This is a genomic window from Methanolinea sp. (assembly GCA_016699325.1).
Lineage (GTDB): Archaea > Halobacteriota > Methanomicrobia > Methanomicrobiales > Methanospirillaceae > UBA9949.
In genome coordinates this window covers 844961-867389 of record CP064971.1, presented here as the reverse complement: position 1 = coordinate 867389, position 22429 = coordinate 844961, and the positions used below count along the sequence as shown (strand labels likewise).

Here is a 22429-nt window from a genome sequence, read left to right as displayed (position 1 = left end):
CGTCACTCCTCCTTCTGGCTCTGGATATAGGCGCTGATCGCCCCGGTGATGGCGGCGATCTCCTTGCCGTGCCGGAGGGATGCAGCAAGGGTCTGCATCCTCTTTTCCTCCTCCCGCACGTACCGGGCAAGCGTCTTCTGGATATGCCCCTCCTGGAGGAAATGGGTATGGGTGTCCCCGTTGATGAAGTGCTTGTTGTGCATCACCGCGTGGTGGAAGGGAAGCGTGGTCTTCACCCCGATGATGACATACTCGTAGATGGCACGCCGCATCCGGGCGATGGCCTCCTGCCGGTTCATTCCCCAGGAACAGAGCTTGGCGATCATCGAATCGTAGACCGCCGGTATCGTGTAGCCCATGTGGATTCCGGAATCGACCCTCATTCCCGGCCCGCCCGGTGACCGGTAACGGAGGATCTTCCCGGGGTCGGCGGCAAAGTTATTCAAAGGATCCTCGGCATTGATCCGGCATTCGATAGCATGCCCGCGGATGGATATCTCGTCCTGTTCGAACGGCAGCGTCTCACCTGCAGCGACAGCCAGCTGCTGCTTGACGATATCGATTCCGGTGATCAGCTCGGTCACCGTGTGCTCGACCTGCAGCCGCGTGTTCATCTCCATGAAGTAATAGTCGCCGTCTGCATACAGGAATTCGACCGTCCCGGCGTTCCAGTAATCGGATGCCTGGGCCACGGTAATCGCTGACTGGGCCATCCGCTCGCGAAGCTCTGGGGTCATGATGGGGCAGGGTGCCTCCTCGACCAGTTTCTGGTGACGGCGCTGGATGGAGCATTCGCGGTCGTACAGGTGGACCACGTTGCCATGTTCATCGGCGAGAACCTGGAACTCGATGTGGCGGGGCTTGCCCAGGTACTTCTCGATGAAGACCGTTGAATCACCGAACGCCGATTCGGCCATGCGCATCCCGGCATTGATTGCCTCGTCGAGGGCTTCCTCTTTCCCGACGATTTGCATGCCGATTCCCCCGCCACCGGCACTTGCCTTCACAATAACCGGGTACCCGATCTCGGCGGCAACCTTATGGGCGTCCGCAGCGCTCTTCACACTGCCGGGGCTCCCGGGAACGACCGGGACACCTGCATCCCGCATGGTCTGCTTGCTCTCGATCTTTGACCCCATGGCCTGGATGGTCTTCCATGAAGGCCCGATAAAGGTGATGCCTTCATCGGTGCACCGCTTCGCAAAGGAATAGTTCTCGGCAAGAAACCCGTATCCCGGGTGTATGGCCTCGCTCCCGGACAACCGGGCAATATCGATAATCCGGTCCACGTTCAGGTAACTCTTCGCCGGAGGGGCTTCTCCTACAAGGAATGCCCCGTCAGCGTACTTGACGTGGAGCGCGTCCTTATCGACCGTGGAGTAGATGGCAATGGTCTCGATATTCATCTCCCGGCAGGCCCGCATCACCCGGATAGCGATCTCGCCCCGGTTGGCGATGAGCACCTTCTCGAAGTATTTCATTCCACCACCAGGAGCACGTCCCCGCTCTGGACCACGTCCCCGGTATTGACGAAGATGTCAGCGACCTTCCCATCAAAGGGGGAATGGATGGGGTTTTCCATCTTCATCGCCTCGAGCACCACCAGCAGGTCGCCCTTCTTGACCTCGGCACCCCTGCCGACCGCGATCTCGAGCACCATCCCCTGCATGTTCGATTTCACCCCTCCCTGGATGTCGCCGCGGGGGATCTTCTGGACAGGAGCTGCAGCCGCCGCCACCGCACTTCCCCCGACAGATATGATCCTTACGTTGAAGATCTCCCCGTCCACCTCGACCTCCATGCTGTGCGGGATCTCGGCCGGCTTTGCGGCAGGCTTCGTCCTCTGGGGAAGTTCTTCCGGTTTGCGCTCCCCTTTGAGGAAGGAGGGAGCGATAGCCGGGTAGAGGATGTAGGTGATGACATCCTCTTCCTTCTTGATCAGGCCTTCGGCCATGGCCTGCTCCTTCATCTTCTCATAGATCGGTTCGAGCAGGTCTGCAGGGCGGACGGTGATGACTTCTTCATCTCCGATGATCCGGTGGACGATCTCGGGGTTGATGGGGGCCGGGGGTCGTCCGTAGAGTCCACGGACATAATCCTTGACCTCGTTGGTGACGTTCCGGTACCGCTCACCACCGAGAAGAACGTTCAGGACCGCCTGTGTCCCCACGATCTGGGAGGTGGGAGTCACCAGCGGAGGATACCCGAGGTCGGCCCGGACCCGGGGTATCTCGTCATACACGGCGTTCATTTTATCGAGGGCATCCTGTTCCTGGAGCTGGGAGACGAGGTTCGAAATCATGCCCCCCGGAAGCTGGTATACCAGTACATCGCTGTCCACCCGCTCAGAGATGGGGTTCAGGATCCCGCCATACTTATCCCTGAGCTTGAGGCAGACATCACGGGCCTTCCGGAGGTCCAGCAGATCGATGCCGGTGTCCCTGGATGTTCCCCTGAACGCGGCGACCACGGACTCGGTGGGGGGCTGGGACGTGCCGAGGGCAAACGGCGACATTGCAGTATCGAGGATATCGACACCGGCCTCCGCTGCCGCCTGATAGCTCATCGGTGCAATCCCGCTCGTGGCGTGGCTGTGCAGGTCGACCAGGACATCCATCTCGTCCTTGATCCCGGTGATGAGTTCCCGCGCTGCGTCAGGCATGATCAGCCCGGCCATGTCCTTGATGCAGATGGAGTCGCATTCATATGCATAGAGTTCCCGCACCATATCGATGAAACCGGGGATGGAGTTGACCGGGCTCGTGGTGTAGCAGATGGCGCCCTGGAGATGTGCCCCGACTTCCTTGACCATCCGCATCGACTCCTTCATGTTCCGGATGTCGTTCAGCGCATCAAAGACACGGAAGATGTCCACGCCTACATTGAAGGCACATTCAACGAATTTGTCGACCACGTCATCGGGATAATGACGGTATCCCACAAGGTTCTGGCCACGGAGCAGCATCTGGATGGATGTATGGGTCAGCGCCTCCTTGAGCAGCCTGACCCTGTCCCAGGGATCCTCGGCAAGGAAACGGATACTCGAGTCAAACGTCGCTCCGCCCCAGGCCTCAACCGAGAAAAAGCCTGCCCTGTCAAGGGTTTGTGCGAGGGGGAGCATGTCTTCAGTCTTCAGGCGCGTCGCTATCAGGGACTGGTGGGCATCCCGAAGTGTTGTATCAGTGATCAGAAGACGTCCATGACTCATCTGGCTGCTCCTGGGCAGTTATAAATACGGGCTCTGTTTAAACCTCTAAAACCTTTATATCTGAAGTATAAAAATATCGCGAACTGGTATAAAAGAAAGGGACAGAATGAGAATCGCCAGGATTCCCATAGTTATATCCCGTTTCGAAGTCCGGAACACAGGGCAACAGCTCCCCCCGGACCGGAAACCCCGGATGGCGAGCAGGTCGGCCTGGTCACGGGCCCGCATCAGGTGGGTATGGATCAGGAGGAACCCCAGGGCAGGGATCAGCCTGAATTCCAGTTTCATCCCCTTGAGCAGGATCGCCTTTCGGATCCTTGCAAATTCCCGGGATATTTCGTGAAGGCCCTGGATACTCATCTCAACCGCAATACCGATGTCAAACCCTGCCTTGGTTCCAAACAACCAGACGGAAAGGTCCAGGTACTCACCCGGATACCATTCCCGGTATACCGAGAAAGCGAGCAGGAGGATTACACCGGTCCTGATGAAATAAGAGGCCCCATCGTTGCCGGAGAGTTGGGTGACCACCGCAACGATGCCCACGAAGACCAGGACCCCCAGGAATGCCGCTGACTTCACTGTCTCTTTCAGCGTCAAGGGAGAGAGGAATAGCCATGCCATGGTGAGAGTGGCTCCGGCAATGGAGAGGAATGTGGCAATCGAGAGGCTGACAAGGGAGACCAGCCTTATCCGTGCATCATGCATACCGCCTCCATGAGGTCGTCCCTTGTCAGGTTGGCGGGAGTGATTCCCTGTTCCCGGAGCATCCTCACCGACCCTGGTGCAGATTCCCACAGGGATAGTGCACCGGGCAGGCTGCCGAGCCCAAACAGCCTTCCTGATCGCATCTCCCAGAGATAATCGGTTCTCGGGAGGATGTGCTGCTCATGGGTAATGACGAGCACGATACTGCTCCGGTTCTCTTGGATCGATTGGCAGATGGCCAGCTTACCCTGGCAGTCCAGCGCGCTGAAGGGTTCATCGAGAATGATCAGGTCCCAGGTCCGCATCAGGATGCAGGCGAGCTGGAACCGTTTGAGTTCTCCCCGGGAGAGCCGGAACGGATCCTCACCTTCCCGCCCGGCCAGACCGGCCCGTACACAGGCGGCGGATGGGTCCACACCGTACGATCCGGCCTCTTCGCCCAGGGTGGATCCGGTGACATGGTACTCCGGGTGCTGGAAGGACAGGGTGCGCGAGCCAATCCCGTCGTACTCTACTCTTCCTGCATCAGGCCGGAGCAGCCGCGAAGAAAGGAGGGCAAGAGTGGTCTTCCCTGACCCCACCCTTCCGCTGATCAGATGTATGCCCGGGGTAAAGACCCCATCCGCATCAAATTTCCATGACCCGGAGTGCCACTCCACTGCGGAGAGCGATAGTCTCATCTCCGTGCCCTCCAGGAGAGGGGGTAGCAGCAGCCCGGTTCGAGTTCTGAGAAGACCTCTTCCGGGCGGCCTTCATGGAGAACAGCCCCGTGGTGCAAAACCACGATCTTATCGCACCGTGCGGCAAGCTCCATGTTCTGGGTACATCGTATTACGGTCCGTGCACCTGAACCGGCGATGAGGGCGTCTGCCAGTTGGAGAGAATCGTAATCGAGGTGAGAGTCGAATTCATCGAGAACAAGGGTTTCAGGGCAGGTTATCAGGGCTGAGAGGAGGGCGATGAGAACATGTTCTCCACCGGAGAGTGTATCCATGGTCTGGTTGAGCCGGTCACCAAACCCGATGGTAGCCGCGGCCTCCTTCACCCTGCAATCCACCTCGCTGCATGGGATATGGCGAAACCGTAGCGGTGCGGCGAGTTCATCAGCAACCTGGGAAAAAAGCACATTCCGGTCAGGGTATTCATCGACAAATCCGGTAGTCCCGGGAACGGGGTTTACTCCATCGACCTTGACGCTGCCTGATTCCGGCCGGAAAAGCCCGGCCAGGAGGCGGAGCAGGGTCGTCTTCCCGCTCCCGTTTTCACCGATAACGGCAGTAGTGCCGTCAAAAATCATGAGGCTTGGGATGGTGAGGGCTCGGAACCTCAGATCCTTGATCTCGATCATGGGTTCCCGCTCCGGCCAGTGAAAGCCTCGAGTCTCCCGGCGATAAGGAAGACCGCGTATCCTTTGACCGCATCACCGGGGATGAAAGGGAGCACGCCGATGAGGAATGCCATGGGGAGAGATATTCCGGCAGAGAAGGAGAGCCAGGTCATCCCGAAGAAGAAAATGATCGCAAGGCCGAAGAAGATGCCCGCCACCCGGAGCGTCGCGTGGTGCTGTTCGTACGCAAGCCCTGTCGCAAGTGCCCCGGGAAGAAACCCGAGGACGTATCCTCCTGTAGGGCCGAGCAATACAGCGAGTCCTGCCGTCCCGCTATGGAATACCGGAATGTTCAGCGCCCCCATCAGTATATAGAGACCGGTCGGGTATGCCGCATACCTTCCCATAACGGCACCGGAGAGGATAACAAAGAGGGTCTGCAGGGTGAGCGGGACCGGAACGAACGGGATCGATATCCATGAACCGATGGCAATCAGGCCGGTAAATGCAGCGGTAAAAGCGATAAGAACAGGCCTGGCCGGGTCTCTCAACATCGTCAACCTATAAAACTTGACTGGGTTGACAATAAATTTCTATCGCTGGATGCAGTCCCCGGCAATCACCCGCTCGATCTTCCCGTTATCTTTTCTGATGATCAGCGCTCCGTAATCATCGATGTCGATAGCCTCCCCTTCAAACGTGGCCTTCATGGTATTGATCCTGACCCGCCGCTCTATGGTGCAGGAGAGGCTCTTCCATTCGCGTGCGATCGCCTCATACTCCCCTGCCTCAATGAGGAGATAGCGCCTCTCAAACTCCTTCAGCAGCCGTGCAAGGAATGAAGCCCGGTCAACATCGCCGCCCATCTCGGCACTGATGGTGGTTACCGCACTCTTCACCTGTTCCAGCTTGGCCGGATGAATGTTCACATTGATCCCGATCCCGAGCAGGCAATAGTGGATCACGTCAGCCTCGGCTGAGAGCTCGAGGAGGAGCCCGGCTACCTTCTTGTCACCAATAAAGATATCATTCGGCCACTTGATCAGGGCGCCGAGTTCATAACCCTTGCGGATAGCACGTGCCACGGCCACGGAAGCGGCCATCGTCACCATGAAAACGCGGTCGATGGGAACTGTAGGTTTGAGTATGATGGTGATCCAGACCCCTCCGGCAGGTGAAACCCACGAGCGTCCGAGCCTGCCGATTCCACCGGTCTGTTCTTCGGCGATGATCACCATTCCGTGCATCTTCTGGGCATTCCCTTCTCTCACGAGCTGTCTTCCGATCCAGGTGGTGGATGGGGTGCTCTCGTAGTACCGCATCTTCTTGCCCATGAAACTGGTCCGGAGGTGCTTGTGAACTTCATAGGGAAGGAGCCTGTTGCTCTTCTTGGTCAGGCGGTAACCCTCCTTGCGGGATGCTGAGATCTCATAGCCCATGCCTTTGAGCCCTTCACGTGTTTCCACACCGCCGAACGGGATATGCCAAGCATGCTGCTGATATGCTCGCCAGAAACCGGTTCGTCCTTTGACTCAAGCACCTCAAGTACTTTGAACGCTGCTGTATACATCCGGACTACCTTTTCGCATCCACCCGTTCGGTCGGGAGCGGGCAGGGATCTTTCCCGCAGACCTGTTTGAGAATGGCCGACTGGTGTTCCATCAGGGTTGCAAGATCGAAGATCCCGGTGATGTCAACCACCCCGATCGCACCGATTGCGTTCCCCTGGTTGTCGCGGATGGGGCTCACCACGACCGGCACCCCCTTATACACCCCTGATGATGGTGTTTTCCTGACGATATGGTTTCCTGCCAGAACCTCTTCCAGTACCGGTCCGCTATACTCCCGGTCCACCACCGTCCCGCTCTCAATCCTGATGCCGGGATTGTCCCGTGAACGTGCAGTTATGGGAAGGCGGTTCAGCAGTTCGTGGACGGCCATCCCCAGCGGCTCAAGATCTCCTGCTGATGAGTCCTGCGAGATAACGTAGCGATTCATCGGTACTTCCTCATACATCCCTCTCTTCCTGTCAAAATAATGTTTCCTCCGGTGCCTCGCAGAACGCAGCGAGGAACGGTCGGGATGGGTATTCATGGATGGTGGTCGCCACGATCTCGCCTTGCCCAAAAGACGTCCCGATCAGTACCGGGTTGCCCCCGGCCCGGGCGATGACCGATCCCTCGAATTCCGTGAAATAGCCGTCACACTCGATACAGCTGGTGTCGTATCCCTCAACAAGGCTGGCCCAGGGGCTGGCACCATCAATGGTAAGGGTATTCGTACCGTACTCGTGGTGGTAGCGGAGGCGGATAGGAAGCCAGTCGTAAGCATCCCCCCGATCCGTTGCGGCCCCGAAGACGAGGAGTCTGCCTCCCTGTCCGACAAACCTGCGTATCCGGGGAGCTGCCGCCTTCAGGGCAGGCAGAAGACCTGAGTATGCAGGGTTTGCAAACCCGGTAGGAACGATCAGGGTGCTGAACCGCCCCCGGTAAAACGGTGTGGCAACCATATGGGGGGTGATGTGCTCACAGGCCACCCCGCACTCTTCGACATACCGGGAAAATACCAGCTTCTCATCCCAGAGGAGGGCACAGCGCCTGATCATCCTTTGATAACCCCCAGCGGGGTGAACCGGGCAACAAGCCGCGATATGCCGGTCTCATGCACAACCCTGACCACTTCTCCGCTTGGTTTATAGACTTCCGGCGCTTCATCGGCGATAGCGCCGTTGTGGTGGGCCCGGACAAGAATCCCTTTCTTCCCGAGGGCTTCTCTGATCTCGCGCCCCGAGAGCTGCTTCTTTGCTTTTGTCCGGCTCATGATCCGACCTGCCCCGTGACAGGTGCTCCCGAACGTCCGTTCCATTGCCACGAGGGTGCCATGGAGAAGATAGGATGGCGTCCCCATGCTTCCGGGGATGAACACCGGTTGGCCCACCTCCCGGTACTCGGGAGGCAAATCGGGCGATCCCGGCCCGAAAGCCCGCGTGGCTCCTTTCCGGTGAACACAGACCCGCATTCGCCTGCCGTCAACGACATGGTCCTCGAACTTTGCAATATTGTGGGCAACATCATACACGAGGTGCATGTCTTCGTAGGATATCGAATACATCCTGGCAAACACTTCACGAGTGGCATGCATGATTATCTGCCGGTTTGCCCACGCATAGTTGGCCGATGCAGCCATCGCGCCGATATATGCCAGCCCTTCCTGTGAGGAGAGCGGGGCACAGGCCAGCTGCCGGTCGGGGATGCTGATGCCGTACTTCCTGGTGGCAGCTTCCAGTACCCTGAGATGATCCGTGCAGACCTGGTGTCCCAGGCCCCGGGAGCCGCAATGGATCATCACGCAAATCTGGCCTTCAGAAAGGCCATACACTTCCGCCGCCCGGGGATCGTACACCTCCTCGACCCGCTGGACTTCGAGGAAGTGGTTTCCTGCACCGAGCGTCCCGCTCTGTGGCATCCCCCGCTGGAGGGCCTTTTGCGATACCGCACCAGGATCTGCCCCTTCCATGGAGCCCTGTTCCTCGCAGCGCAAAAAATCCTCTTCAATGCCGAAACCATGTTCCACCGCCCATTTTGATCCCTTTATGAGCATCCCGGAAAGCTCCTTGTGGTCGAGCCGGAGCGTGCTCTTCGCACCGACACCGGTCGGGACCGCGGCGAACAAAGCTTCGATGAGTTCCCGTTTCCGGACGAGATCGGGTGCCGCGAGAGGCGTGGTGAGGACCCGCACACCGCAGTTGATATCAAATCCGACTCCTCCGGGCGATATGACTCCGTCCTCCATGCCGAATGCAGCCACCCCTCCGATTGGGAAACCGTATCCCCAGTGAATGTCAGGCATGGCAAGCGAATATTTCACAATTCCCGGCATCGTGGCAACGTTGGCAAGTTGCTGGACGGCCCCGGGCTCAAGAGTCTCTGCCAGCAGGTCCGAGAGGAAGAACCTTCCCGGGACCCTCATATCTGGAACAAACCCGATCGGCACTTCCCATTCGTACGGCCCGATCCTTGTCAATCCCTGAAGCATGGCACCTCACACATCAAAGATGACCTCAAGGATATAAGTATGATTGTCCCGGTACACCTTGAGCCCTGAGAGGGAGATCCCCTTGATTTCCATGCCACCCCGGTGCCTGGCAGATGAGAACGGTTCTCCAGCGAGATCTCCTTCTACCCTTCCTTCCGAGAGTATCACTTCGGCTCCGGAAACCACCATATCTTCAACCTCTGATACGTAGAGTATCTCGGAGAGGAAGGCATGCATCAGCGACTCCAGGTCCGGTGCCCGGACTTCGATTTTCCGGCGCATCGGTCCGGGTTCTGCGGATCCGTACATCACGACCATCATTGCCCGGGCCGCTTCGGAAAAGAGCCCTTCCAGGGTGCTTGCCTTCACCCGCAGCCTGACATCTGCAGTATGCTCCAGCTCTTCAAAACTCATGGCAGCCGATACCGCTTTTTTCTTCCACGTCGTCCATAAAGAAGGGAACCATTCCCATGTGCACTACAGAGAGATACCGCACCTGGTGGATCGAGACAAAGACCATATAATCCCCTGCGGGTATCTGGAGATCGGACGGCTTGGGGGGCTTGATGCTGACCGGGAGGAGAATCGGGCCGCCGCAAGACGTGGAAATGCGGAAATCGGATTTCCGCTGGGAGATATAATCCAGTACCTCTTTGGCGATCCTGATCTTTTCGGGAGAGAAATGGCTACCTGATCGGGTGTGCATACTATGCTCAATGCATGCGTAGTCTTGCTAAAAAAAAGTGATCATCGGGAAGTTTCAGGCCGTCCCCACAATCCGTTCGACGGTATCCACATACTGTTCTTTCAGGGAGTAGACGCTGCAGGGATTCTCGCGGTTCTTGCTCACATGGAGAATCCCGATTTTGGATGCGACGATTCCCACCATGGCGGCAACGGAATGGTAGCTGATTGAAAATGTCTTGTTGAGGGCTTCATAGATTTCGGCGATGGTGAGTGATTTAAGGCGGAGAAAGAGCTGCAGCAGGGCACGCCGTATCCCGGTCCTGTCCCGGGAGATGTAGTTCCTGAGGCGGTTCTCAACAACCGTCCTGATCTCGTGCGGAGATCTCATGGTGAGGTACTCACCACCCTCTTTATTTAAATATTTCTTTTTTCAGCGCCCATCAACTCCCACGTTCCACCCTCAGGCTGCCGTCGGATTGAACCTGCCCTGTACCCGAAGGATTTTACCTCTGGATCACGAACCTAGTGGGTATGGGATTCGTCACCTTTGATGTGAACCGGTACACCCCCAGGCAGATGGTGGTGCTTCCCATGGTTCTCCTTATCGTATCACTGATCATCCTTTGTTATGGCGTGGTCACAACCGGGATGCCCGCCAAACCGGGTATGGATTTTTCAGGGGGCACAGCTATCACCATTTATACGGAAGATAGTCCTGATGTTCTTAAAACGATCTTTTCAGATTATCCGGTTATCGCTATAGATAGCGGTATCGCAAACGGGAAATTCATAAAATTCGGTATCATGGACGAAGCCACGTTCGATTCCCTTACCACGATCCTTGATGCGCGATATCCGGATGCCTGGCAGCTTGCCCAGATCGATGCAACCTTTGGACAAACGCTCCAGGGACTTGCAAAATATGCCCTTGTCTTTTCCTTTATCGGTATGGCAATTGTGGTGTTCCTCGCATTCCGGTCATTTGTTCTGGCAGGGGCAATAATTCTCGCAGCGATCGCTGATATTGCCATGACTGCTGCGACCATGTTCGTTATTGGTATCGAACTTACTCTTCCGACCTTTGCAGGACTCCTGATGCTGATAGGATATTCGGTGGATAGTGATATTCTACTCACGATGCGGGTATTCAAACGGCCGGGGAAACTGGACGAGAAGCTTGCCAGCGCATTCCATACCGGAATCATCATGACTACTACCACGCTTGCTGCTATTGCGGCGATGGGAATTGTCGCCTACCTGGGTAATGTTCCAGTCATCCCGGCCATCGCGAGCGTGCTTTTCATCGGACTTGTATTCGACTTAATGAATACCTGGCTCACCAACGCCGGTATCATCAAGTGGTATGTGGAGAGGCAGGAAGCCGGGCAGCGGAAAGAGTCCGGTAAGAAGAGGGGTGTAAGATGAACAGGAAAGGGCTGATCGAGCTGGTAAAGACCTGGCAGGTTGCGCTTCTTGTCATCCTCCTGGCGGTATCTGTGGTAGCGATATACCCGCATATCGATGACGGGGTAACCACCAATCTCCAGTACGGCCTCGATCTTCGCGGGGGTACATGGCTCCAGATGAGGTTCCAGGCCGAAGTTGTGGGATTTGCAACGGACCGCCCGGTCTCCGATTTCCTGGCCGACCTCCAGAAAACACTCGATGCTGAGATCTATCTTATTGGGGACAACAAAATTGAAATCCGAAAATACTTCGCTGAGAATGAACTGAAACCCGCGTTTACAGCAGCGCGGGGAACGCTCACCAGTTACGAGCAGGGAGTCTCCAGGAAGACTGGTGAACAGGTGAAACAAATCCTCGAGCAGAAACTCAATGCACTCGGTACCCGGGATGCCAAGGTCAACCTCCTCACCGGGTTTTCCGGTGTTACCCAGTATGTTCGGGTTGAGCTCGCTGGAGTAAGTAGGAGCCAGGCTGAAGATATCGTTGGAAAGCAGGGGAAATTCGAAATACGGATCCATACTACGGGGAATGAAACGGAACACGTCCTCTATGGCGACACCATTTCAACGGTCGGGATACCAAGCCAGGAACCAGGGAAAAACACATGGGGCGTTTCCTTCACCATTTCTGAAGAAGGCGCAAAACAGCTCCGTGACGCAGCCATCAAGTACGGGGGAACAACCGATCCCGATAACCACTGGCTGGACATGATCCTTGATGGAAAGACCGTCTACAGTGCACCGCTGAGTAAAGACCTTGCTACCAAGCTCCAGGCCGGCCCAGTTCAACAACTTCTGGCATCAACCGGTCCAGGTCAGGAAGGCCTGGCGCAGGCCAAGAACCTTGAGATCCACCTGCGGGCGGGGGCACTCCCCGTTGAGGTCTCTCTTGCCGGCACGAACACCATCCCGGCGCCCCTGGGTGAGCATTTCACCAGGATGTGCATGTATGCCTTCATCGCCGCAGCTGTTGCCGTCGGAATCGTCATATTCTACCGTTACCGCGAACCTTCCATCGTCCTCCCCATGATGGGGGTCAACCTTTCCGAGATTGTCATCCTGCTCGGCATCGCAGCCGTTATCCGGCAGCAGCTCGACCTGGCAGCGATTGCCGGCCTTATCGCCGTCCTTGGGACGGGCATTGACCAGCTGGTCATTATTACAGATGAGGTTCTCCACGAAGGAAAAGTCCCGTCACGCCAACTCTATGAAAAGAGGCTTACCAGGGCGGTAGGAATCATCATGGTATCTGCGGCAACGGTGGTCATCGCGATGCTCCCGCTTGCCATCCTGCCTCTCCAATCCCTCCGCGGCTTTGCCGTCATCACCATCTTAGGCGTTCTCATAGGAGTCCTTATCACCCGTCCTGCGTACGGAAAAATAATTGCGGCGATCCTTTCCAAATAAACCGGATAAAAATCTTTATCACCTTTTTTCACCGATTTCTCTGAAAGGTAGTACACATGGGAAAACCGGTTTTGATTGACTTTTTTGCCGAATGGTGCGGTCCGTGCAGGCTCCAGGGGCCCCAACTCGACGAGCTCAAGCGGAATATGGGTGACAAGATAGAGATCCGGAAGATCGATGTCGATCAGAACATGGAGCTCGCCAACAGGTATGCGATCCGTGTCGTGCCGACCCTCATCATCGAAAAAGACGGCAAGGTGATGGAGACCCTCGAAGGGGTCACCAGTGCCGAGGCCCTCAAGCGTATGCTTATGCCGCTGGTGGAATAGATGAAGATTGGCATCGTTGGCGGGACCGGGGATATCGGAGAGGGGATTGCAATGCGGCTCTCCCCAAACCACGATGTGGTGATCGGATCCCGCGAAGAAGACAAGGCAGAAAGTTCCTGCACCGCCTGTATTGAGGCCCTGGGCCATCTCGGAATACGGTGCAGGCTCGCTGGCCATTCTAACCAGGAAGCCATTGACCGGTCTGATATTGTGATCCTTGCGATACCGTTTCGGCACCTGGTCCAGACCATGTCATCCTTGAGCGGATTTGAGGGTAAAATCGTGGTTTCGCCCATCAACCCCATGGAAAAAAGGGAATTCTTTGTTTATGCTCCTCCCGTGGAGGGTTCCGCGGCTCAGCTGGTCCAAAAAATGTTACCCGAAGAAACCCGGGTATGTTCGGCCTTCAACACGGTGGCGGCAAATAAATGGAAGGCACTCAGCGAAGTGCTTGACCTGGCAGTGCCGGTCTGTGGTGACGATGCTCATGCCAAGGCGGCGGTGATGCATCTCGTTGGGAGTATCCCGGGAGTGAAACCCTACGATGCCGGGCCGCTCGCCGTCTCCTCCATGGTGGAGTGCCTCACCCCCCTGCTGCTCAACATCGCGCGGTATAATAAGATGAGGGATGTCGGTATCCAGTTCAGGTGACGGTTTTTTCTCGAGCCTGATGCCTCGCCAGGTGTACCAGCGTGCAGGATGAGTTCGAACGGATCGGAAAGCGGCTCTTTGCCGAGCGTTTGGTTGGTGCCAGTTTTGGCAATATGAGTGCCAGGACCGGAAGCGGGTTCTTTATCACCAGGAATGGCTCCTATCTTGATTGCCCCGGAAGCCTGGTCTTCGTCCCACTGGGCGGGAAGGTCCCCCTTGATGCCTCGAGTGAATACCGGGTCCACCGTGCGGTCTACCGTGCCACCGATTGCCAGGCCATCATACATGCCCACCCCCCTTTCGCGATCGCCCGTTCGCTCCGTTGTGACCAGATCGTCCCGGTTGATTCCCAAGGGCTGATGTTTGCCCCTCTTATCCCGGTTATTGAAGGCCCATGCGGCAGTGATGACCTTGCTTCCCAGGTCGCGTGTGGCCTGGCAGCATACAGCATCGTGGTTGCCAGGGGACACGGGACGTTTGCAGCGGGTAAAAGCCTTGAAGAGGCATACCTCCTTACCTCGCTTGCCGAGCACAGCTGCCGGGTTCTCTTCCTGGCCGAGTCCGCGAAGGGCAGGTAGACCGGACAGTCGTGAGGTGCATTTAATGTCTTCGAAAACAGAACATTGTGGCAGAAAATCGTAAGGAGAGAGTTAGCATGGCTTCACTCGATGAGAAGATCACCCGGCTTTCTCCTGACCAGCGGCGCGAAGTCGAGACATTTATTGATTTCCTCCTGCAGCGGGGGTCGGGTAAGGGCTTTCTCACTGAAAACGGTACACTTTTTCAGGAAAGTCTGAAGGTCGCCCCGCAGCATCCAATCATCATGGCCGAGGAACTACGTCCGCTCACGCCCGAGCCTCCCCGGGACCCGCTGCCCGTTCTACCGGACATCAGCCCGAAAGAATCCAGGCACGAACAGAAAGGGGGCGGGGTTCAGCAGGGCCGCTCCGCCAGGAAAGATCCCGGGCTGCTTCTTGACTGGATTGATTGAACCCAGCGCCATGCAAACCCGCGCCCCTCCACTTTTACGGATCGAAAAGGGGGCTTGCCCCTTGACCTTCTCCTGGTGACCCCCGGTCGCCTCGGATCCCCAGAACCTCTGCCCATGGACTCGACGGGATTCGAACCCGTGGCCTTCACGTTGCAAACGTGACGATCTACCCCTGATCTACGAGCCCTCCCTCTCCTAAAGATTCAGTTTATATTGCTTATAGGCATTGCGAACCTGCATGTCACCGCAGCGATATCAGCCCGGTTCGCAGGCTCTTTAAAAACCGGGATAGACCTGGCGTGATTCAAACCCGCGTGCCTTGACTTTACCGGACCGAGTGCTTTGCCCCTCCCGGGCCCACGCGACCTACGGTCACCACAGATGCTCCCAGAAGTAGATTAAACATGGACTTGGCGGGATTCGAACCCGCGGCCTTTACGTTGCGAACGTAACGATCTACCCCTGATCTACAAGCCCCAGACTGCAGTAATCCAGGTATCTTTCTCTTCAATATAGTTGTTTTTCTTCGGTTCCGCACCCGCCCCGCTGACTGCATACTGCCACGGGCCAGGATACGACCGGAAAAGTATGGGGGATATCAGAGAATTATTTCGATATCCAGCTTTTCTGCAAGTTCCTTGTACCGGTTCCGGATGGTAACCTCGGTCACCCCGGCAACCTCGGCGACCTCGCGCTGGGTGCGCCGCTCTCCACCAAGGATGGACGAGATGTAAATTGCTGCTGCAGCAACTCCGGTCGGCCCCCGGCCGCTGGTCAGCTCTCGCTCGCCTGCCTGGCGGAGGATCTCCACCGCCCTGCTCTGGACCTCTCCCTTCAGGTTCAGGCCCGAGCAGAACCTTGGCACATAATCGATTGGCGATGTGGGCAGGAGCTTGAGCCCCAGCTCGCGGGAGATGAAACGGTAGGTCCGTCCGATTTCTTTGCGTGAGACCCGGGAAACCTCTGCAATCTCATCGAGGGTCCGGGGAACGCTGCACTGCCTGCAGGCTGCATAGAGGGCTGCCGCTGCAACTCCCTCTATGCTCCTCCCCCTGATCAGGTTCTTGTCCACGGCATCACGGTATACTACAGCGGCCGTCTCCCGGACATTGCGCGGGAGGCCGAGGGCGGAGGCCATACGGTCGAGCTCCGAGAGGGCAAAGGCGAGGTTCCGCTCGGTTGCGTTGCTGACCCGGATCCTCCGCTGCCACTTGCGCAGCCGATACAGCTGGGCACGGTTCTTGCTCGAGATGGCCCGCCCATATGAGTCCCGGTTCCTCCAGTCAATCATCGTAGAGAGACCCTTGTCGTGAATGGTAAAGGTCATCGGAGCCCCGACACGGGAACGCTTCATCCGCTGATCGTGGTCGAATGCCCGCCACTCAGGGCCACGGTCGATAAAGTCCTCATCGATCACCAGGCCACAGTTCTGGCAGACCAGTTCTGCACGCTCGTAGTCATGGACCAGCTGGCGGCTCCCGCATTCGGGACAGACCGTCTCGGTGTGGTTCTCTGCCTTCTTCTCATGCTCCTTGACCCGTTCTTTCAGACGGTGCTTGAGAGCTTCCCGCTCATTTTGGAGGACCTTTAACTTCTCTACTTCCTGCATGCTCTGTGCCTACCTTGATACGAATAATTTCTCCCCGGCGGCAACCCTGCATTCTGCCCTGCAGAGCACTGCCGCATACGGAGTAGCCACGTTCCCAAACACATCCACCACCTTTCCTACGGGTCTCATTCTCCGGTCAACGATCTCGGAATACATCCTGGGAAGCTGTGCAGGATTGCAGCGGATGACAAGAAGTCGCTTCCCTACCGTATGCACCACATTCCCAATCGCTTTCAAGGTACAACCCCGTTACTCCGCCCCGGAAAAACGGCAGATGGAATCGCTTAGTAATCTATATATATTCTTGTTGATAGTATAAAAACCTATTGTAAAGGTATAAATATCAAATTCCGCATAAATGGAGGAATTTGGTATTTAAAGCCAACACGCGGTCGCATTCTTCCGTTTTAAGCCCTGCTCCCCTCGCAACAAGAAATCTCGCGCGCTCGTCGAGGAGATCCTGTGGGCCATGCGCGTCGGAATTTACGACGATTGTACATCCAGTCTCCCGCGCCACCATGGCTACATGCCCGTTTGTACGGTTATGACCCCCCCGCGAAGTTATCTCGAGGGCGACCCCATGTTCCCTCGCGGCCTCGGCATCATCCAGAGATATGAGCCCGGGATGGGCGAGGATGTCCACATCATGGCATGTGCACGCCGCGGTGTTGGTCCCCACTGCTACCGGTTCAACAATGGTTTCACCATGCACCACCACAATGTCAGCCCCGCACTCCCGAGCCTCCCGCGCACATGAGGGGATTAAGGGCGGGGGAACATGGGTGAGTTCGACTCCGCATAACAGATTTACTCCATAATGACTGGCTGCAGGCTTCACCTTCTGGATCGCGCCTATTAGAAAATGCAGATTCGAAGGATCGGCATGGTCAGTTATGGCCACCGTGGTATATCCGAGGACGGCCATTCGTCTGACAAGCTCGATCGGGATCAGCTCTCCATCGGTCAGGTTACTATGGGTGTGGAGATCGTACATCTTTTTACCGCCTCCCATCCAGCGCACCGGCCACCATGGCGAGGAGCTTCTCCTTCCCCTGGTCCCAGTCCGCTACGATACGCCCTTCGTTTTTCCACCAGTAGGCCGGATGGCTTTTCTGCTCGGCATGGTATCTTACCCGGCAGCGTTTCAGGGCTTTCTCGATATCCGTGAGAGTCGGATCCCTGATGGCGCGCGATCGGGGAACCCGCCGCCCACCCTTCCTGGTAAGCCCGGCATCGAAGTAGCAGGGATAGAGGATGCGCTGCCCTTTCATCTCATCCTTCATCATACTAAGGTGGGTGAATGGAACCTATAAACACTGCAGCAGCATACATTTTTACATGCACCATATCGACGTCAGGCTCGAGAAGGATATATTCGACGTCAATAACCGTATCGCCCGGGAAAACGCTTCCCGTTTCAGGGCGCATGGTGTCCGGGCCATCGATCTCCTGGGTGCGATCGGCTCAGGGAAGACCGCGCTCATAGAACGGATCGTCCCGGTCCTGAAAGAACGGGGTATCCGATCAGGAGCGATCGCTGGAGACTGCTACGGAGATGATGACTTCCAGAGAATACGGGCCCTGGGCATCCCGGTTGTGAATGCCAATACCGGGAAGGAATGCCATCTCGACGCACACCTTGTCGAGCATTCAGCAGAGCACCTGCCGCTCGATGATATCGATCTCCTCTTCATCGAGAATGTCGGCAATATGGTCTGCCCGACCGATTTCCTGCTCGGAGCCGAGAAGAGAGTGGTTATTGTGAGCGCAACCGAGGGAGACGACGTGGTGAACAAGCACCCGATGATGTTCCGCGGCTGCGACATCGGTATTATCAACAAGGTGGACCTGGCACCACTGGTGGGAGTCAGGCTAGATCGCATGGAACAGGATATGCGCCGCTATAACCCGGAGATGAGGATATGCCGGACCAACTTAAAAACAGGAGAAGGCCTCGGACCGGTCATCGACGCGCTGCTGGCTGAACGGAGTTCTTAAATACGTTGCAGGAGCTATTTATAGAACACTCTGTTCGATTCATTCGGATAAGGCAGACATTAAAAAAGGGGATATAAGATGCTCTGGCAGGGAAGATCAGTCCGGAGGGTAACCGGAGGAAGGTACCGTCCCTCAAAGGGGAAGCTGAGGAGTGAGATCGGTTCGGCACCGGCAGAAACTCATATCGGCAACGACCGCAGAAAGATAGCCCGCTCGTTCGGGGGAAACCCGAAAATCCGCGCAATGCGGGCGCTGTATGCGAATGTTGCAGACCGTTCAACCGGCCGGACCAGGAAAATGGTCATCGAAAAGGTCGAAGAGAACGGAGCAAATCCAAACTATGTCCGGCGTAACCTCCTCACCAGGGGTGCAGTCATCAGGACTGAAGCAGGACGTGCACGGATCATAAGCAGGCCGGGGCAGGACGGCGTCATTAATGCTGTCCTTATCGAATAATTCTTTTTTTCAAGAAACGCAAAAAAAGGGATGCCGTCGTTCCGGCACCGTGTATAGGTACCAGGACATTACCAAAAGTCGTATCCTGTCCTGATGATGTAGGAGGAATGCGGGGGATACGACCTTTGTCGATGTATCTTCGAACTACATCCTCATAAAAGTATTCATCAGGGTTTGCATCGCCGGATAAGAAAAGAGATCAGCGATTTTTCATCTGTTTCTTTGCTCGGGCAAGCGCGGCATTCATTTCGTTGATTGCCGCATCTATCCCGAAGCATATCTCCTCAGCCGCACTCCCGCTGGCATCCAGCAGGGAAGAGACTTTCGCCTCGGCATCGTAGCGCATCTGGCGAAGTGAACGGAATTCCCGGTCGTATTCGGTAGTAAGAGCACGGATTCTGCGCTCGTACTCGCTCCGGAGGTCAGCAACAGCCTGGTCTGCTCTCTCCTGCAGCTTCTCGATCTCGGTGGCGATCTGATCTATCTGCTGCTTTGCTATCTCTGCGTACTCCCGGGTTTTTTTCATACTCCATCATCGACTCCATGGCCATAAGAGTTTTTGTATTTCCAGGCGCTCAACCGGTGCCTTCCAATCGATTCCTTGATAAAAACAGGGGATATATGCTTATCACTGCATGCAACGGGCGCATCTGCCTCCATAGCGTGCGCACCTCCGGGAAATGGTATGAGTCTCACCACGACCATCGCCGCACCGTTCAGGCATACGCGAAAAGAGCGTCTGAAAAAGAACGAGATTGTGTATTATCTCGCCTTTGAGCGGGGATGGATGAACATCGAACAGGCGACCCTGCTCCTCTCAAGGGCTGAGGAGGAGGGGTTGATCGCATATGACGGCGACATGATCCGGCCGCTCTTCGATGTCGGCGGAGTCGAGATCCCGCTCGGGTTCAAACCGTCGGCAGCAGTGTTCCGGACATCGGATCCGCAGAGAGAGCTCATGGACCGGATTGCCCGCCAGGGTGAGATCCCTCTCACCACCGTGACTTCCGAGATGAACGCGCTCATCAACCAGGCCTTTGATGGAAAGATAAGACCTGAGGCGGCACTGGTCATCCTGGCCCGGCGCCGAGGAGTGCCTTTTGAGGATCTGCTCCCTGCGCTGAGAGAATCGGTTTTAAAAAAGTGAATTGTTATTCTTTATTCTCTTCGGGAGCGGGCTTGGCAAAGTATTCTTCAAGCGGTTTTTCACCGTAAGCAGTGATTCGGGCGTTGATCTGGACGAAATCGGCAGTGATCTCATTTCCCCGGATCGATTTTCTCCGGCGCTGTCCTTCCCGGACCGGTCTGAACCCGGCACCTCCGGAGAGCAGCAGCCGCTTTCGCCCTGCAATCGGAAGGTTTCTCCGCGCCGGAGTCCCATCCCGGTCAGATCCCCCGGTGATTTCCATGCGGTATCCGGGCAGACCGAGCGGCCCTGCATCCAGCTCGTCTCCGATCCGTTTCCCGATGATGGCTCCTGCCTGACCTCCACTCACGTTGACATTATATGATCGCCCTGTCTTTTGGTCAGACACTACAACCTTGAACTCTACCATATTCACGACTCCTTATACTCTGCATATCCCGAGGGGAGGGGATCCGCGATCCAAGACCTCACTACACCGGCACGTGCCGGTAGCAGGTGCCCATACGCAGATCGCCCCGAATTGCCAATAACTTTGGATGGCCGATCTATTAAATACTACTTACCCCAGAAAGGGTCGGCCTTGCGCTTCATCGTGGTAAACTCAGCAAATATTTCCTGGGTAGTAATCGGGAGGGTGGCCATCATCTCACGCTCGAGTACTTTGACATGCCGTTCGGGGATGTCCACAAAGAGATCGTCTCCCTCGTTTACCTGCCGTCCAACCGTTGCACCTTCGATGGAGATTGCCACCTCGGCTCCTGCCTTCGCTTCCCGGATGTTCTCCTGGTTCAGCTGCATCGATTTGAGATGCCCGACCTTTTTTCCATCGGTCTGGATGAGATTGATATCGGTGCGCAGCGTTCCCCCGAGCACCCTGACCCCGACAACAGCAGGATTGCTCTGCCGGAAGATACAGTGGGGCAATACCCGTATCTTTGCCGGCAAAATGATCTGTTCGAACCGCTGCTGCTCCGCTTTCCTCTTCATCTCCTCACTCCAGGCGATGTAGTCGTCCACGATCTTGTAGATAACCCGCCCCTCGAAAACCTTCACCTGGGTGTACCCGGGATCCCTGAGCATCTCCGCGGCATCGGGAAGGATCGGTGTGCTGAATGCAAGCAGGGCCCGGTAGTAAGGGTTCTTGATAGTCTCCACCTCGATGAGGTCATGGCGGCTGACCGGGCCGACTTCGGCTCGCATAACCCCGATCTCCTTGGCATCGAGCTCGTTGCAGAGCGCTTCCAGGGCTCCAATGGTGTCCGCCTTTATAATCAGCCCTTCCGGCGAGATCTTGACCGAAATCTCTTCCATCTCCTTCCTGATCCGTTCTTTTGTGACCTCTGCATCTCCCTCAACCGCCTGGATGGGAGACCCGGCAATGGTTCCATCGAGATTCGGGGCACTCACCTTGATGCCTGCTGCTGCCGTGACTTTCCTGACCCGTTCAAACCGGTCCTCGACCAAGATCTCTTTCAAGGGGCGTGGTTTTAACAATGCCCGTACCTTCGTGACTGCCACGCCGTCGTTCCGGGCAATCGCTATCTCATCTCCAACCGAGAGTGTCCCGTCGTAAAGGATGACATCCAGGGTGGTGCCCAAGCCGCGTTCTTCTTTTACTTCAAGGACGGTCCCGGTGCCGGCACCATCAACCGAATATGCCAGATCCTGCTCCATGTAACGTTGGGCAAGCCCGATCATGACCATCAGGAGTTCAGGGATACCCTCACCGGTATGGGCACTTACCGGAACAATGGCCAGGTTGCGCTGGAAATCTGAGACGCGGTCAAAACGTTCCGCGGAGAAGCCCGATTCTGAAAGCTCCGCCACCAGTTCGTAAATCCGCGTCTCGACGATCTCTTTCACCCGATCATTCTGGCGGGCAAATGTCGTGAGAAAAGGTTCATTCCTGCCGGGTCTCCATCCGTGAATACGATCTATCTTTGTCGCCGCAACAACGAACGGAGTACGATAGGTTCGCAGTATCTGGATTGCCTCGGTCGTCTGGGGCTGGAACCCCTGGTTGATGTCCACCACCAGGATAGCCATATCTGCGAGCGCTCCGCCCCGTGCACGGAGGGTGGTGAATGCGTGGTGACCAGGAGTATCGATGAAGAGGAGCCCAGGCACCCTGATCGGCATCTTTTCCATCGTGCCGCTCATCTTCCTGATGGCATCGATAGGAACGATGGTGGCCCCGATATGCTGGGTGATTGCGCCGTTTTCGGTGCTCACCACCGATGATCCCCGTATCCGGTCGAGGAGCGAGGTCTTGCCATGATCGACGTGGCCGAGCACGGCGACAATAGGGGTGCGGATATCTGATTTCTGCGTCACGGGAAACCACCTTTTTGTTTGGCCGCAAACCGGGGGGATGGTGCCGGTCGCAGGCGGGACAGTCCATCCTGGTACA

Annotated in this window: 28 protein-coding genes, 2 tRNA genes and 1 pseudogene; 9 read left to right on the top strand and 22 right to left on the bottom strand. The window is 56.5% G+C overall.

The features are described from left to right. Positions 1 to 2 precede the first annotated feature (2 nt). From IPI71_04660 to IPI71_04600, 13 genes and pseudogenes are all read right to left on the bottom strand, one after another. Positions 3 to 1481, bottom strand: coding sequence for an acetyl-CoA carboxylase biotin carboxylase subunit (locus tag IPI71_04660; protein ID QQR71786.1), 1479 nt, complete (start codon positions 1479 to 1481; stop codon positions 3 to 5). After that, complete coding sequence (locus IPI71_04655) at positions 1478 to 3208, bottom strand: pyruvate/oxaloacetate carboxyltransferase (protein QQR71785.1); 1731 nt, start codon at positions 3206 to 3208, stop codon at positions 1478 to 1480. Before IPI71_04655 ends, IPI71_04660 begins: the two co-directional genes overlap by 4 nt. Before the next feature lie 54 nt (positions 3209 to 3262). Continuing rightward, complete coding sequence (locus IPI71_04650; GenBank protein QQR71784.1) at positions 3263 to 3916, bottom strand: hypothetical protein; 654 nt, start codon at positions 3914 to 3916, stop codon at positions 3263 to 3265. Next, a complete protein-coding gene (locus IPI71_04645; GenBank protein ID QQR71783.1) occupies positions 3898 to 4596 on the bottom strand; it encodes an ATP-binding cassette domain-containing protein in 699 nt (232 codons plus the stop codon). Before IPI71_04645 ends, IPI71_04650 begins: the two co-directional genes overlap by 19 nt. Then, positions 4593 to 5264 (bottom strand): energy-coupling factor ABC transporter ATP-binding protein, encoded by a 672-nt coding sequence (locus IPI71_04640; protein ID QQR71782.1) that lies wholly within the window; start codon positions 5262 to 5264, stop codon positions 4593 to 4595. Before IPI71_04640 ends, IPI71_04645 begins: the two co-directional genes overlap by 4 nt. Then, positions 5261 to 5797 carry a biotin transporter BioY gene (locus IPI71_04635; GenBank protein ID QQR71781.1) on the bottom strand — a complete coding sequence of 179 codons (537 nt, stop codon included), beginning with the start codon at positions 5795 to 5797 and terminating at the stop codon, positions 5261 to 5263. The genes IPI71_04640 and IPI71_04635 overlap by 4 nt, the downstream gene beginning before the upstream one ends. A gap of 39 nt (positions 5798 to 5836) precedes the next feature. Further along, positions 5837 to 6813 (bottom strand): annotated as a pseudogene (locus tag IPI71_04630) (biotin--[acetyl-CoA-carboxylase] ligase). A 5-nt stretch (positions 6814 to 6818) separates the two neighbouring features. Then, entirely contained in the window at positions 6819 to 7241 is a 423-nt protein-coding gene (locus IPI71_04625; GenBank protein ID QQR71780.1) for a DUF2111 domain-containing protein, read from the bottom strand. 31 nt (positions 7242 to 7272) lie between these two features. After that, complete coding sequence (locus IPI71_04620; GenBank protein ID QQR71779.1) at positions 7273 to 7848, bottom strand: hypothetical protein; 576 nt, start codon at positions 7846 to 7848, stop codon at positions 7273 to 7275. Then, on the bottom strand, positions 7845 to 9278 hold the full coding sequence (locus IPI71_04615) for an RtcB family protein (protein QQR71778.1): 1434 nt from the start codon (positions 9276 to 9278) through the stop codon (positions 7845 to 7847). The genes IPI71_04620 and IPI71_04615 overlap by 4 nt, the downstream gene beginning before the upstream one ends. Positions 9279 to 9284: 6 nt before the next feature. Continuing rightward, positions 9285 to 9692: an archease gene (locus IPI71_04610; protein ID QQR71777.1), complete on the bottom strand. Its 408-nt coding sequence runs from the start codon at positions 9690 to 9692 to the stop codon at positions 9285 to 9287. After that, positions 9682 to 9984 carry a hypothetical protein gene (locus IPI71_04605; GenBank protein ID QQR71776.1) on the bottom strand — a complete coding sequence of 101 codons (303 nt, stop codon included), beginning with the start codon at positions 9982 to 9984 and terminating at the stop codon, positions 9682 to 9684. Before IPI71_04605 ends, IPI71_04610 begins: the two co-directional genes overlap by 11 nt. A gap of 54 nt (positions 9985 to 10038) precedes the next feature. Next, entirely contained in the window at positions 10039 to 10353 is a 315-nt protein-coding gene (locus IPI71_04600; GenBank protein QQR71775.1) for a DUF2551 domain-containing protein, read from the bottom strand. Positions 10354 to 10496: 143 nt separating this feature from the next. On the opposite strand from IPI71_04600, the gene IPI71_04595 reads away from it, so the two are divergent. The 6 genes from IPI71_04595 (at position 10497) to IPI71_04570 (ending at position 14809) form a co-directional block, all read left to right on the top strand. Further along, the gene (locus IPI71_04595) at positions 10497 to 11390 is read left to right on the top strand and encodes a protein translocase subunit SecF (protein ID QQR71774.1); all 894 of its coding nucleotides are present in this window, start codon (positions 10497 to 10499) and stop codon (positions 11388 to 11390) included. Next, positions 11387 to 12838, top strand: coding sequence for a preprotein translocase subunit SecD (locus IPI71_04590; protein QQR71773.1), 1452 nt, complete (start codon positions 11387 to 11389; stop codon positions 12836 to 12838). The genes IPI71_04595 and IPI71_04590 overlap by 4 nt, the downstream gene beginning before the upstream one ends. A 56-nt stretch (positions 12839 to 12894) precedes the next feature. After that, complete coding sequence (trxA, locus tag IPI71_04585; GenBank protein ID QQR71772.1) at positions 12895 to 13167, top strand: thioredoxin; 273 nt, start codon at positions 12895 to 12897, stop codon at positions 13165 to 13167. Continuing rightward, positions 13168 to 13818: an NADPH-dependent F420 reductase gene (gene npdG / locus IPI71_04580; protein ID QQR71771.1), complete on the top strand. Its 651-nt coding sequence runs from the start codon at positions 13168 to 13170 to the stop codon at positions 13816 to 13818. A 41-nt stretch (positions 13819 to 13859) separates the two neighbouring features. Next, on the top strand, positions 13860 to 14396 hold the full coding sequence (locus IPI71_04575) for an aldolase (protein ID QQR71770.1): 537 nt from the start codon (positions 13860 to 13862) through the stop codon (positions 14394 to 14396). A 77-nt stretch (positions 14397 to 14473) separates the two neighbouring features. Further along, complete coding sequence (locus tag IPI71_04570; GenBank protein ID QQR71769.1) at positions 14474 to 14809, top strand: hypothetical protein; 336 nt, start codon at positions 14474 to 14476, stop codon at positions 14807 to 14809. Between the two features lie 115 nt (positions 14810 to 14924). Here the strand turns inward: IPI71_04570 and IPI71_04565 are convergent. The 6 genes from IPI71_04565 to IPI71_04540 all read right to left on the bottom strand — a co-directional run bounded on the left by IPI71_04565 (position 14925) and on the right by IPI71_04540 (position 17689). Then, positions 14925 to 14996 (bottom strand) — tRNA-Ala (locus IPI71_04565). A 218-nt stretch (positions 14997 to 15214) separates the two neighbouring features. After that, a tRNA-Ala gene (locus IPI71_04560) sits at positions 15215 to 15286 on the bottom strand. Positions 15287 to 15407: 121 nt separating this feature from the next. Further along, positions 15408 to 16418 (bottom strand): transcription initiation factor IIB, encoded by a 1011-nt coding sequence (locus IPI71_04555; protein QQR71768.1) that lies wholly within the window; start codon positions 16416 to 16418, stop codon positions 15408 to 15410. A 9-nt stretch (positions 16419 to 16427) separates the two neighbouring features. Next, positions 16428 to 16655, bottom strand: coding sequence for an RNA-binding protein (locus IPI71_04550; GenBank protein QQR71767.1), 228 nt, complete (start codon positions 16653 to 16655; stop codon positions 16428 to 16430). A 106-nt stretch (positions 16656 to 16761) separates the two neighbouring features. After that, positions 16762 to 17412 carry a histidinol phosphate phosphatase domain-containing protein gene (locus tag IPI71_04545; GenBank protein QQR71941.1) on the bottom strand — a complete coding sequence of 217 codons (651 nt, stop codon included), beginning with the start codon at positions 17410 to 17412 and terminating at the stop codon, positions 16762 to 16764. Positions 17413 to 17416: 4 nt separating this feature from the next. After that, complete coding sequence (locus IPI71_04540) at positions 17417 to 17689, bottom strand: signal recognition particle subunit SRP19/SEC65 family protein (GenBank protein ID QQR71940.1); 273 nt, start codon at positions 17687 to 17689, stop codon at positions 17417 to 17419. A gap of 67 nt (positions 17690 to 17756) precedes the next feature. Here IPI71_04540 and hypB point away from each other — a divergent pair, with 67 nt between their 5' ends. Both hypB and IPI71_04530 read left to right on the top strand, forming a co-directional pair. Next, positions 17757 to 18416 (top strand): hydrogenase nickel incorporation protein HypB, encoded by a 660-nt coding sequence (hypB, locus tag IPI71_04535; GenBank protein QQR71766.1) that lies wholly within the window; start codon positions 17757 to 17759, stop codon positions 18414 to 18416. A 78-nt stretch (positions 18417 to 18494) separates the two neighbouring features. Continuing rightward, positions 18495 to 18872, top strand: coding sequence for a 30S ribosomal protein S8e (locus tag IPI71_04530; protein QQR71765.1), 378 nt, complete (start codon positions 18495 to 18497; stop codon positions 18870 to 18872). A 199-nt stretch (positions 18873 to 19071) separates the two neighbouring features. Here IPI71_04530 and IPI71_04525 read toward each other — a convergent pair whose 3' ends face one another. Further along, entirely contained in the window at positions 19072 to 19398 is a 327-nt protein-coding gene (locus IPI71_04525) for a hypothetical protein (GenBank protein ID QQR71764.1), read from the bottom strand. 159 nt (positions 19399 to 19557) lie between these two features. Here IPI71_04525 and IPI71_04520 point away from each other — a divergent pair, with 159 nt between their 5' ends. Continuing rightward, the gene (locus tag IPI71_04520; GenBank protein ID QQR71763.1) at positions 19558 to 20019 is read left to right on the top strand and encodes a DUF2240 family protein; all 462 of its coding nucleotides are present in this window, start codon (positions 19558 to 19560) and stop codon (positions 20017 to 20019) included. 4 nt (positions 20020 to 20023) lie between these two features. On the opposite strand, the gene IPI71_04515 is transcribed toward IPI71_04520, so the two are convergent. Both IPI71_04515 and infB read right to left on the bottom strand, forming a co-directional pair. After that, positions 20024 to 20428, bottom strand: coding sequence for a 30S ribosomal protein S6e (locus IPI71_04515; GenBank protein ID QQR71762.1), 405 nt, complete (start codon positions 20426 to 20428; stop codon positions 20024 to 20026). A gap of 146 nt (positions 20429 to 20574) precedes the next feature. After that, a complete protein-coding gene (gene infB, locus IPI71_04510) occupies positions 20575 to 22353 on the bottom strand; it encodes a translation initiation factor IF-2 (protein QQR71761.1) in 1779 nt (592 codons plus the stop codon). Positions 22354 to 22429: the final 76 nt, after the last annotated feature.

Coding starts and splice junctions, on each gene's coding strand:
- IPI71_04660 (QQR71786.1), bottom strand. CDS start 1,481: ATGAAATACTTCGAGAAGGTGCTCATCGCCAACCGGGGCGAGATCGCT.
- IPI71_04655 (QQR71785.1), bottom strand. CDS start 3,208: ATGAGTCATGGACGTCTTCTGATCACTGATACAACACTTCGGGATGCC.
- IPI71_04650 (QQR71784.1), bottom strand. CDS start 3,916: ATGCATGATGCACGGATAAGGCTGGTCTCCCTTGTCAGCCTCTCGATT.
- IPI71_04645 (QQR71783.1), bottom strand. CDS start 4,596: ATGAGACTATCGCTCTCCGCAGTGGAGTGGCACTCCGGGTCATGGAAA.
- IPI71_04640 (QQR71782.1), bottom strand. CDS start 5,264: ATGATCGAGATCAAGGATCTGAGGTTCCGAGCCCTCACCATCCCAAGC.
- IPI71_04635 (QQR71781.1), bottom strand. CDS start 5,797: ATGTTGAGAGACCCGGCCAGGCCTGTTCTTATCGCTTTTACCGCTGCA.
- IPI71_04625 (QQR71780.1), bottom strand. CDS start 7,241: ATGAATCGCTACGTTATCTCGCAGGACTCATCAGCAGGAGATCTTGAG.
- IPI71_04620 (QQR71779.1), bottom strand. CDS start 7,848: ATGATCAGGCGCTGTGCCCTCCTCTGGGATGAGAAGCTGGTATTTTCC.
- IPI71_04615 (QQR71778.1), bottom strand. CDS start 9,278: ATGCTTCAGGGATTGACAAGGATCGGGCCGTACGAATGGGAAGTGCCG.
- IPI71_04610 (QQR71777.1), bottom strand. CDS start 9,692: ATGAGTTTTGAAGAGCTGGAGCATACTGCAGATGTCAGGCTGCGGGTG.
- IPI71_04605 (QQR71776.1), bottom strand. CDS start 9,984: ATGCACACCCGATCAGGTAGCCATTTCTCTCCCGAAAAGATCAGGATC.
- IPI71_04600 (QQR71775.1), bottom strand. CDS start 10,353: ATGAGATCTCCGCACGAGATCAGGACGGTTGTTGAGAACCGCCTCAGG.
- IPI71_04595 (QQR71774.1), top strand. CDS start 10,497: ATGGGATTCGTCACCTTTGATGTGAACCGGTACACCCCCAGGCAGATG.
- IPI71_04590 (QQR71773.1), top strand. CDS start 11,387: ATGAACAGGAAAGGGCTGATCGAGCTGGTAAAGACCTGGCAGGTTGCG.
- trxA (QQR71772.1), top strand. CDS start 12,895: ATGGGAAAACCGGTTTTGATTGACTTTTTTGCCGAATGGTGCGGTCCG.
- npdG (QQR71771.1), top strand. CDS start 13,168: ATGAAGATTGGCATCGTTGGCGGGACCGGGGATATCGGAGAGGGGATT.
- IPI71_04570 (QQR71769.1), top strand. CDS start 14,474: ATGGCTTCACTCGATGAGAAGATCACCCGGCTTTCTCCTGACCAGCGG.
- IPI71_04555 (QQR71768.1), bottom strand. CDS start 16,418: ATGCAGGAAGTAGAGAAGTTAAAGGTCCTCCAAAATGAGCGGGAAGCT.
- IPI71_04545 (QQR71941.1), bottom strand. CDS start 17,412: ATGTACGATCTCCACACCCATAGTAACCTGACCGATGGAGAGCTGATC.
- IPI71_04540 (QQR71940.1), bottom strand. CDS start 17,689: ATGAAAGGGCAGCGCATCCTCTATCCCTGCTACTTCGATGCCGGGCTT.
- hypB (QQR71766.1), top strand. CDS start 17,757: ATGCACCATATCGACGTCAGGCTCGAGAAGGATATATTCGACGTCAAT.
- IPI71_04530 (QQR71765.1), top strand. CDS start 18,495: ATGCTCTGGCAGGGAAGATCAGTCCGGAGGGTAACCGGAGGAAGGTAC.
- IPI71_04525 (QQR71764.1), bottom strand. CDS start 19,398: ATGAAAAAAACCCGGGAGTACGCAGAGATAGCAAAGCAGCAGATAGAT.
- IPI71_04520 (QQR71763.1), top strand. CDS start 19,558: ATGAGTCTCACCACGACCATCGCCGCACCGTTCAGGCATACGCGAAAA.
- IPI71_04515 (QQR71762.1), bottom strand. CDS start 20,428: ATGGTAGAGTTCAAGGTTGTAGTGTCTGACCAAAAGACAGGGCGATCA.